The sequence below is a fragment of the Shewanella sp. Sh95 genome (assembly GCF_001308045.1).
In the GTDB taxonomy this organism is placed as follows: domain Bacteria; phylum Pseudomonadota; class Gammaproteobacteria; order Enterobacterales; family Shewanellaceae; genus Shewanella; species Shewanella xiamenensis.
Genome location: NZ_LGYY01000034.1, coordinates 1 through 9402, shown reverse-complemented (window position 1 = coordinate 9402; position 9402 = coordinate 1). Strand labels below are relative to the sequence as shown.

Genomic DNA, 9402 nt, shown 5'->3' with positions numbered 1-9402 from the left:
TTGGAGGTACTCAGGCGGCCTGATTATCAAATCACGGAGAAAGAATTGCTGGCGGCCTGGGTATTATTCGCCAATCAGTTGCTCAAATATGGCTATGCTATGGCTGATTTATGAGGGGATCCTTCAGTACCTAGTGGAATATAGCTTTGAGTATAGTCCAACCTCGAGTATCCGGCGGGCAATAAAAAAGCCTCATAATGAGGCTTTAAATATTTTTTCGGCGATGTGCTTACGTTATTGTGCTGTCGCTTTCTGCTGACTGTAATCTAGCTTCTCATGTTTTTGCCCCATTGCTTCTGCAACTTCTGGAGGCATGTAGTTTTCATCATGTTTTGCTAAGACTTCAGTTGCGGCCAACTTACCATCTTCCCCTAATACACCTTGGGCGACGATGCCTTGTCCTTCGCGGAATAGATCCGGTAATAGATCGTCATAGGTCACTAGAATTTCGCCACCTAAGGAATCGTGTACTGCAAATTGCACATGCAGGCTGTTTGGATCACGTACCATAGAGCCTACCGTTACCATGCCACCTACACGAATACGTTGGCCCGCTTCGGGTTTAACGCCTGTATCGGTTTTACCGTTTACGATTTCTGACGGTGTATAGAATAAGTTTAAGTTGGAGTTCAACGCATACAGCAGCAGTGAAGCAATCGCGGCTACGCCACCGATTAGTGCTATAGCTAACGTCAGTCTCTTTTTGCGTCTTGGGTTCACGATTTGTTACTCCTAGTTTCTTTGAGGCGCTCTTCGCGGTTCATCTTTTTCGCTATTTCAATCAAAACCTTACGCTTTTGGCGTGCGCTAGTGATGATCAGCGTCGATACACAGAAGAAGGTCACACCATAGGCAAGCCATACATAAAAGGCATAGCCACCCATGTTGAAAAAATCACTGATAGAATCGAATTGCATTATTTGACCTCCTCAGCTTTAGCAAGTTCACGTACCCAAGGGCGCATGCCGTTTCTTGCTAAGATTTCTGCTCTAAATCTCACAATAGTGATAGCGCCTATCATAAGCCCGAAACCTAAAATATTGATTAAAAGTGGGTATAACATGTCACTCGACATGGTCGATTTAGAGGTAATTTTGATGGTTGATGGTTGATGCAATGAGCTCCACCATTCAACTGAATATTTAATAATGGGGATATTAATTACCCCTACGATTGCCAAGATCCCTGCTGCACGTGCAGCCAGCACTTTGTCTTCAAAAGAAGCGTAGAGGGAAATCACACCTAAGTAGAGGAATAGTAGTACTAATTCAGAGGTCAGACGCGCATCCCATACCCACCAAGTGCCCCACATAGGTTTGCCCCAAGCGGCACCAGTAAAGAGTGCTATAAAGGTGATGACAGCTCCTATAGGAGCAATAGACGCAGCTGCCCAGTCTGCTAATTTGACCTGCCAGACAAGACCAATAAATGCCGCTGTCGCCATACCCATGTAGGCCGCCATTGACATTGATGCAGCTGGTACATGGATAAAGATAATACGGTAGCTATCTCCTTGCTGGTAATCTGTCGGGGCAAACAATAAACCCCATACGGTGCCAACTGTAAGGAAAAGGCAGGCTAAGGTGGCAAACCATGGAAATAATGCTCCTGATAACTTATATGCGCGTTCAGGATCCGCGTAAGGGTGTAACCATTTCCACATTTTAGTTAGTACTCACTCGCAGAGATGCACCGATTGCAAAAGGTGCTAAGGTTAACGAACCGATCAACATGGCGCCAATTATAGCGAGCTGACCGTCATAGGGTAAATTCATTCCTGCCGCATCAATGGCGCTGGTCGCGAAAATGAGCACTGGAATATAAAGTGGCAGAATCAAAAGGCTTAATAGTACGCCGCCTTTACGTAGACCAACGGTTAATGCCACGCCAATAGCACCTAAGAGTGACAACACTGGGGTGCCTAAAGCCAGTGTGGCAATCAATGCACCATAACTATTAGCATCTAAGTTCAGTAGCACGGCCAGCAGTGGGGCAATAATAATCAATGGAACACCCGTAAGTATCCAGTGGGCTAACACTTTGGCTAAGACTAAAACAGACAAAGGTTGTGGGCTAAGTAGCATCTGTTCTAAGCTGCCGTCACTAAAGTCAGCTTTAAATAGACGCTCCAGCGACAACATGGATGCTAACAATGCCGCAACCCAAATAATCCCTGGGGCAATACGGGCTAGCATTTGTGGTTCTGGGCCAATGCCGAGTGGAAATAGGGTTACAACCATAATGAAGAATAATAGGGGATTAAAAATATCACCACGGTGTCGAATGGCAATCTTTAGATCCCGCTGAAGTAACGTTAAAAACGCTTGAGTAAAGCTGATGCCTCTTTTCATTATGCCAAACCTTATACGAAGCGATAATCTAGACGAATTTTACGAAGCCTATCATCTTTGATAATGCCCATATCTTGGTGAGTGGTCAGGATCACACAGCCACCATTATCCGCATGTTGAATAAATAACTGTTCAAGCTCTTCGACGCCTTTTTTATCGATTGCGGTAAAAGGTTCATCTAGGATCCACACCTTACAATCATTGTGCCAAAGCCTTGCCAATGCTGTTCGGCGATGTTGGCCCGCGGACAAATGCCCAGCAAGCGCTTCCTCAAAACCTGATAGATTTACTTTAGCTAATATGGCAGACGTATCAAAATCATCATAGCCACTGATTCTTAAATTGAAGTTAAGGTTTTCCTCAGCGGTTAATTCGGATTTCACTCCCGCAAGATGGCCTAAATACAGTAGATCTTCGTTATATTCGTCACGACAGCGGTTGATATCTTCATTTATATAGAAGGTTTGCCCCGCATAGGGACGAGATAGACCTGCTAATATGCGTAATAAACTGGTTTTGCCGGCACCATTAGGGCCTTCAATCTGGACGATATCGCCAGCATTAATCTCAAAACTTAATTCATCAAATAGAATGCGTTCTTCACGGATGCATGTCAGCTTGCTCGCTGATAACAGTGTGTTTACTGAAGTTATATTTGTCACTGAACCCTCTATCTCAAGCCGGAAGGAAACACAAGTGATTCTAACACAAACGATATTGCGGGTTTACACTTGCTTGGGACTAGATGTCAGCAATTTGATGTGGTTCCAATAACCGCAATATTTCTCGTACAAATCGAACTTTTTTAATAGTTGCTAATATATTAACGAATTTGTCACGCTTGTCGCCTTATATCATTTGTGCTGAGATTCTAATCACAAAAAGATGAGATTTATTGAAGTTTGTAGTAATCTTAGTCCGCTATAATGAGTCTGCCTCAAAGGGCAGCGCGAGCTTTGTACGTATTTGCATTAGGAACATTGAACATGAAAAAACTGTTAGCAATGACTGCAGTCGCTGCTTTGACTATGTCAGTCAACGTTTCAGCTCAAGATGCTGAAGCTATTTTCAACAAGGCATGTACCGTGTGCCATAGCATGGGTGTTGCTGGTGCTCCAAAAGCGCACAATGCAGCGGAGTGGGAACCACGTTTAGCTAAAGGTGTTGATAATCTAGTTAAAAGTGTAAAAACAGGTTTAAACGCAATGCCACCAGGTGGTATGTGTACTGATTGTACTGATGATGATTACAAAGCAGCTATCGAGTTTATGTCTAAAGCTAAGTAATTTTTTTTGCAGTGTTAAAAAACCGGCATTAGCCGGTTTTTTTATGTCTGCGCTAAGCTGAAACTTAGTGCTAGGTGCGGATAACTTATTGCACTTGGGTATCCAGTACTAAGTTTGCCGTTTCACCCACATTAACTTTGCTGATTTTTCCTTGAATATCACCCGCCTGAGGTTTGATATTGCCATGCTTGGATAAGACGGCAATAACTTCAACGCTAGCAGTTTGGCTTAATTTTACATCGCCACCCATGCCTGTGCTGTCGTCTAGTGTCACTGTAACAGGCAATGATTTTGCACTAACTTTAGTTGCTGCTAGCGGTACTTTAGGACCTTCAGTTGCACGTGCAAAGACAAAGATAGTGTCTTCTGGGCTCGCTTTCGCTGCAAGTTCAGGTGAAATTGAAATTTCAATACTTACTGATTTGCTTGTGACTTTTGCCTGCTTGTGTACATCATCGTTAGGCATACCTGTCGTTTCGGCTTGCATACGTAAGTTAGCTGTTTCGATGGCATTCATCAGTGCGGCGCGATCCACATCTGTACGGTCACTATTAAGAATAGTCTGCCATGAATCAATGGCTTTTTGGTACTTTGCAGTAAAGAAAGCATCCATACCAACTAACAACAGTGTTGATGGATCCTGTGGATCTAATGCTAGCGATTCGTCTATTAAGGCTTGAATTTCTGGTGTCATTTGCTGACCGGCTTTGTAGTACAACGCCGTGGCCTTTGGTCCGATTAACTCGGCATGTTTGCCCACTAAATCCATCACTTTGTCGAAGGCCGCGACTGCTTTATCAAATTGGTTAGCCGAAATATATGCATGACCTAGACTAAACCAAGCCTGACTATTTTCTGGCTCGGCTTGCACTTGGGCTTCCATCATTTGTACGCGCTGCCCCATGATTTGCGCAGTATCCATACCAGCATGTGGGTTAGCCGCTTGGGTATTGCCAATATTTTCAAAGGCCCCTAATTGCTGATAAAGGTAACCTGAGATCGCAATCAAGCATACCGACATGACTGATGGCCAAAGGATACTTTTAGGTTTGATTTGATTGACAAGGGAATCATCGCTCGCTTGTTTGATGTCTTGGAGTAAACTGATTTCGAGTTCTTTCTTAAGCGCATCAAATTCTGCTTGGTCGAGCAGTTCTTCATTAAGTTCTTTCTCAAGGGTGGAAAGACGTTCATTGAACAATTCGAGGTTCGTTTGTTTGCGAACACCAGCTTCCTCAGTACGCAATAACTTTTGCTGTCTGAAATGTGGGATCCAGATCAGTGTTAAGCTGACCAACACAACAAGCGCAATAAAAATCCAAAATGTCGTCATTGTTTCTATATTCACTTTAGTTTGCATAAAAGCGGTTGTTACCGCTGGCTTGGAAGCAAGATTATACGTAAAGATTATTCATTGAACAGTAATATAAGACCTTCACAACTGTGAAAGCTGAGAGTTGGGCACTGGTTCACAAATTGTTCCATCTGGTAAATTTTATATGAAACTTAAGGCTCATTTATCTGTCACATGCAAAACTGTAGGCCTGCGGTGGCTCCATTTGGGCAAAAATCGAGAATGAGACAAGTCACCCAGTTTTGTATGAAAGAGGCAGACAGGAACAATAGCAAATACTAAAATGAACCAAATTTCGTGCATTTGTGTGAACAGCATGTTGTGCGTTGGTTTGGAATTTTTCTAAATCAACATATTATTAGAGACTGAGGAAAACCCATGATCCCAGAACTTGGACACTTTTCGCTGATTATAGGAGTGGCATTCGCCTTCTTGTTAACCAGCGTTCCCCTTATAGGTGTTGCCCGTAAAGACCAATACCTAGTGAGGTATGCTTGGCCGTTAGCCTACGGAATGTTCTTTTTTATTGCTTTATCCGTAGTATCGCTTGGTTATAGCTTCGCCGTTGATGATTTCTCCGTGGCCTACGTGGCACATCACTCTAATTCTCAGTTACCTATTTTCTTTAAGATTGCGGCCGTATGGGGCGGTCATGAAGGGTCTCTGTTGTTCTGGGTGTTTGCGTTATCGACTTGGGCCGCTTCTGTCGCATTATTCAGTAAAGGCTTGGAAGAAGTGTTTACTGCAAGGGTGCTGGCTGTATTGGCGCTGATTGTGATTGGTTTTAGCTTATTTATGCTGCTCACTTCTAGCCCATTTGAACGTTTATTTCCAATGCCAGCCGAAGGTCGCGACTTGAACCCAATGTTGCAGGATGTAGGCTTAATCTTCCATCCGCCAATGTTGTATTTAGGTTATGTGGGTTTCTCTGTAAGCTTTGCGTTTGCAATTGCTGCATTGATGAGTGGCCATCTTGACTCGGCTTGGGCTCGTTGGTCTCGTCCTTGGACCTTGGCTGCTTGGATTTTCCTCACTGGCGGTATTGCATTAGGTTCTTGGTGGGCATACTACGAATTAGGCTGGGGTGGCTGGTGGTTCTGGGATCCAGTAGAAAATGCCTCCTTTATGCCTTGGCTAGTGGGTACTGCTTTAGTGCATTCGCTGATTGTGACCGAAAAACGTGGTGCGTTCCGTAACTGGACAGTATTGCTGTCAATCTTTGCATTTTCGTTAAGTTTACTGGGTACCTTTATCGTGCGTTCCGGCGTACTGACATCGGTTCACTCATTCGCAGCCGATCCAAGCCGCGGTATGTTTATTCTGTTATTACTTGGCTTAGCTATCGGTGGTTCGCTCACGTTGTTTGCCTTCCGCGCAAGTGAAATGAGCAGCCCAGCACGCTTCGAATTGAAATCAAAAGAAACCATGCTGTTAGTCTGTAACGTATTGCTGACTGTCGCTGCTGGTACAGTCCTGTTAGGGACGTTATATCCACTGCTGATCGATGCTTTAGGTATGGGCAAGATCTCTGTTGGACCTCCATATTTTAATGCTGTGTTTGTACCGATCGTGCTCGTGCTGTTTGCGTTTATGGGCGTGGGTCCGATCATCCGTTGGAAGAAATCAAAAGCGGGTGAGTTAAAACGCCAATTGCTGGTGCCTGCATTAGTATCAGCCGCGATTGGTATCGTGACGCCATTTATTGTCGATGGTGCTTTTAACGTGTGGGTTGCTTTGGGTATCGCCGCCGCTGCTTGGATTGTGTTGGCAACCGCTAGAGCCGCTTACAATATCGTGAAGCCTAAAGATGGTGAATTAAGCGTGGCACGTATGGGCCGTAGTGAGCTGGGTATGATCTTAGCTCACTTAGGTATTGCTGTGTCGGTTATCGGTGCCACTATGGTATCTAACTACTCGGTTGAGAAAAGTGTGCGTATGGGGCCTGGCATAAGCCAAGAGCTTGCGGGTTATACCTTTAAATATCTTGAGACTAAGAACGTCGTTGGTCCTAACTACACCGCACAACAAGGTCAAATTGAGATCTACAAAGGCGATAAGCTGCTGACGTTACTCAAGCCTGATCGTCGCCAATACAATGTGCGTACTATGGACATGACCGAAGCCGGTATCGATTGGGGTCTGTTCCGTGACTTATATGTCACCATGGGCGATCCAATCAGCAGCACTGAATTTGCTGTGCGTTTGAACTACAAGCCTTTTGTTCGTTGGTTATGGTTTGGGGCAATATTCATGATGGTCGGTGGTTTCTTTGCCGCATCGGATAAACGCTATCGCTCAAAAGTGGCTGCTATCGTTAAGCCGCAAACTGAAAAAGCGAAATTAGCTACCGCTCAATAATTGGGGAATGTATGAAGAAGTTGGTTCTGTTTATCCCATTAGTCATTTTTCTTGGCATGGGGGTATTTTTATACAAAGGATTGTTTTTAAATCCGCAGAAACTGGATTCAGCTCTGGAAGGAAAGCCTATTCCGGCTTTCCAACTGGAACGTCTCGAAACACCAAACGAGATGATTACCAATGAGCAACTGAAAGGAAAAGTGTCATTACTTAACGTTTGGGCTACTTGGTGCCCCTCTTGTAAGTATGAACACCCTTTCTTAGTCATGCTGAAACGTCAGAATATTCTGCCTATCTATGGGATTAACTATCGTGACGAACGTATCCCCGCGCTGGAAGAATTAAAACGCCAGGGTGATCCTTACAATATCAATATTTTTGATAAGGATGGACGCTTAGGCTTAGATCTTGGCGTTTACGGTGCACCGGAAAGCTTTATTGTTGATCATAATGGCATTATTCGTTATCGCTACGCAGGGCCTATTGACCAGCGTGTATGGAGTGAAACTCTCTATCCTATGATTCAACAACTCCAAGCTGAAGCGGCGAAGGATGGTGCAGCGTGAGAATTTTGACAAAAATCATTGGTGGCCTGGTGTTAATGCTGAGTATGGTGACAACCGTAATGGCCACACCGGTTGATACTTACGAATTTAAATCACCCGAAAACCAAAAACGAGGTTTGTCATTAGCGCATGAGTTGCGTTGCCCGCAATGTCAGAACCAAAACTTGATCGATTCCAACTCGCCAGTTGCACGAGATCTGCGCCTTGAAGTGTATAAAATGGTCGATGAAGGCAAAGGTGACGATGAAATCATCGAGTTTATGACCAGCCGTTATGGTGAGTTTGTACTCTACAAACCGAAAATGGAAACTAAAACCTATATTCTTTGGTTAGGTCCAGTGGGTTTGTTATTGCTCGGTCTTATCATTGGTTTCATCTTTATCCGCAAGCAACGTATCGGTGGCACGACCGAGCCTGAGATCAGTGCCGAAGATCAAAAAGCGCTTGATGCTTTATTAAAGCGTGATAATAAATGAAGTCATTTGCTTTAGCTGCAATCCTAGCGAGTCTGTCTGTTGCCTTTGCTGGTGGTGCCCATGCGTACCCCGGCATGCAGCAGGCAAATAAACCGATTGAGTCGACAGTCGATCTGATTAACGTTCTTCCACAGACTTATCCTATCGAAGTTGTTGCTTTTAGTGATGCGAATGGAAAGCCTATCGACTTTAGCCAATACAAAGGCAAAGTTGTGATGGTCAACATGTGGGCGACTTGGTGCCCTCCCTGCGTAAGGGAGTTGCCCGCAATTGAGCGTTTGGCGACAAAGTTTAAAGCGGATCAGTTTGCGTTATTGCCTATCTCTATTGATGCAGGTGGTAAGCAACAAGTGCAGCCTTTTCTCACTTCATTAGGAATGGCAAACTTTAATTCCTATTACGATCCTACGCAAAACTTAGGACAGGTGTTCCCACTGGATACCATTCCTGCAACCTTTATTCTCGATCAAAATGGCCAATTGATCGCGTTTGTGCGCTCCTTTGTCGACTGGGATGATGCAAAAGCCGTATCGCTAATCCAAAGTTTTATCGATAAAGGCGCTAAAAAGCTGAATTAAACAGCATATAGAGCGTAAATAGAGCACCGTTGTAGAAAAGATCGCCATGCGATCTTTTTTCTTTTAAAAAGCGCTTGCACAAAAAGTTTCGCTGCCTATAATGCGCATCCACTGACACGGCAGACAGCGAAAGCGAGCGCGGTTACAGTGCGAATCGAATGCAAAATGTGCAGTTGATTCGAAAGCCTCAAGAAGTTTGCAAAAACGCCTTGACGCGACAAGGGAAATGCGTAGAATACGCAGCCCTGACCCAGTGAGCGGTAACGCGAAGTGAATGGTCAAATGCTCTTTAACAATCTAAACAAGAAATCTGTGTGGACACTCACAGGTGTTGAGTTAATCGAAATTACTCTGCCGTTTGGCGAGTAATCAAAGAATTAAATCAATGAATGAGTGTTCATAGCAATATGTACATACAGTAATGTATGAATTG

At 44.2% G+C, this 9402-nt stretch carries 11 protein-coding genes; 5 read left to right on the top strand and 6 right to left on the bottom strand.

The window, feature by feature from the left end:
* Nucleotides 1–234: 234 nt before the first annotated feature.
* From ccmE to ccmA, 5 genes are read right to left on the bottom strand one after another with little or no spacing between them, the layout of a single operon-like run.
* Nucleotides 235–720 (bottom strand): cytochrome c maturation protein CcmE, encoded by a 486-nt coding sequence (gene ccmE, locus AEA42_RS03100; protein ID WP_037422767.1) that lies wholly within the window; start codon nucleotides 718–720, stop codon nucleotides 235–237.
* A complete protein-coding gene (ccmD, locus tag AEA42_RS03095) occupies nucleotides 717–917 on the bottom strand; it encodes a heme exporter protein CcmD (protein WP_037422771.1) in 201 nt (66 codons plus the stop codon). The genes ccmE and ccmD overlap by 4 nt, the downstream gene beginning before the upstream one ends.
* The gene (locus AEA42_RS03090; protein WP_055646935.1) at nucleotides 917–1663 is read right to left on the bottom strand and encodes a heme ABC transporter permease; all 747 of its coding nucleotides are present in this window, start codon (nucleotides 1661–1663) and stop codon (nucleotides 917–919) included. Before AEA42_RS03090 ends, ccmD begins: the two co-directional genes overlap by 1 nt.
* Nucleotide 1664: 1 nt before the next feature.
* The gene (ccmB, locus tag AEA42_RS03085) at nucleotides 1665–2351 is read right to left on the bottom strand and encodes a heme exporter protein CcmB (protein WP_037422777.1); all 687 of its coding nucleotides are present in this window, start codon (nucleotides 2349–2351) and stop codon (nucleotides 1665–1667) included.
* 11 nt (nucleotides 2352–2362) lie between these two features.
* Nucleotides 2363–3013, bottom strand: a complete 651-nt coding sequence (gene ccmA, locus AEA42_RS03080; protein ID WP_037422780.1) for a cytochrome c biogenesis heme-transporting ATPase CcmA — start codon at nucleotides 3011–3013, stop codon at nucleotides 2363–2365.
* 324 nt (nucleotides 3014–3337) lie between these two features.
* Here ccmA and scyA point away from each other — a divergent pair, with 324 nt between their 5' ends.
* On the top strand, nucleotides 3338–3637 hold the full coding sequence (gene scyA / locus AEA42_RS03075; RefSeq protein WP_037422782.1) for a monoheme cytochrome c5 ScyA: 300 nt from the start codon (nucleotides 3338–3340) through the stop codon (nucleotides 3635–3637).
* 85 nt (nucleotides 3638–3722) lie between these two features.
* On the opposite strand, the gene ccmI is transcribed toward scyA, so the two are convergent.
* The gene (gene ccmI / locus AEA42_RS03070) at nucleotides 3723–4970 is read right to left on the bottom strand and encodes a c-type cytochrome biogenesis protein CcmI (protein WP_037429823.1); all 1248 of its coding nucleotides are present in this window, start codon (nucleotides 4968–4970) and stop codon (nucleotides 3723–3725) included.
* Between the two features lie 399 nt (nucleotides 4971–5369).
* Between ccmI and AEA42_RS03065 the strand changes: the two genes are divergently transcribed.
* Genes AEA42_RS03065 through AEA42_RS03050 form a run of 4 tightly spaced genes read left to right on the top strand, consistent with a single transcriptional unit; the run spans nucleotide 5370 to nucleotide 8969 of the window.
* Nucleotides 5370–7349, top strand: coding sequence for a heme lyase CcmF/NrfE family subunit (locus AEA42_RS03065; protein WP_037429822.1), 1980 nt, complete (start codon nucleotides 5370–5372; stop codon nucleotides 7347–7349).
* 11 nt (nucleotides 7350–7360) lie between these two features.
* On the top strand, nucleotides 7361–7915 hold the full coding sequence (locus AEA42_RS03060; protein ID WP_037422791.1) for a DsbE family thiol:disulfide interchange protein: 555 nt from the start codon (nucleotides 7361–7363) through the stop codon (nucleotides 7913–7915).
* A complete protein-coding gene (nrfF, locus tag AEA42_RS03055) occupies nucleotides 7912–8391 on the top strand; it encodes a heme lyase NrfEFG subunit NrfF (protein WP_037422794.1) in 480 nt (159 codons plus the stop codon). The genes AEA42_RS03060 and nrfF overlap by 4 nt, the downstream gene beginning before the upstream one ends.
* Nucleotides 8388–8969: a TlpA disulfide reductase family protein gene (locus AEA42_RS03050; RefSeq protein WP_037429821.1), complete on the top strand. Its 582-nt coding sequence runs from the start codon at nucleotides 8388–8390 to the stop codon at nucleotides 8967–8969. Before nrfF ends, AEA42_RS03050 begins: the two co-directional genes overlap by 4 nt.
* The last annotated feature ends 433 nt before the right edge of the window (nucleotides 8970–9402 follow it).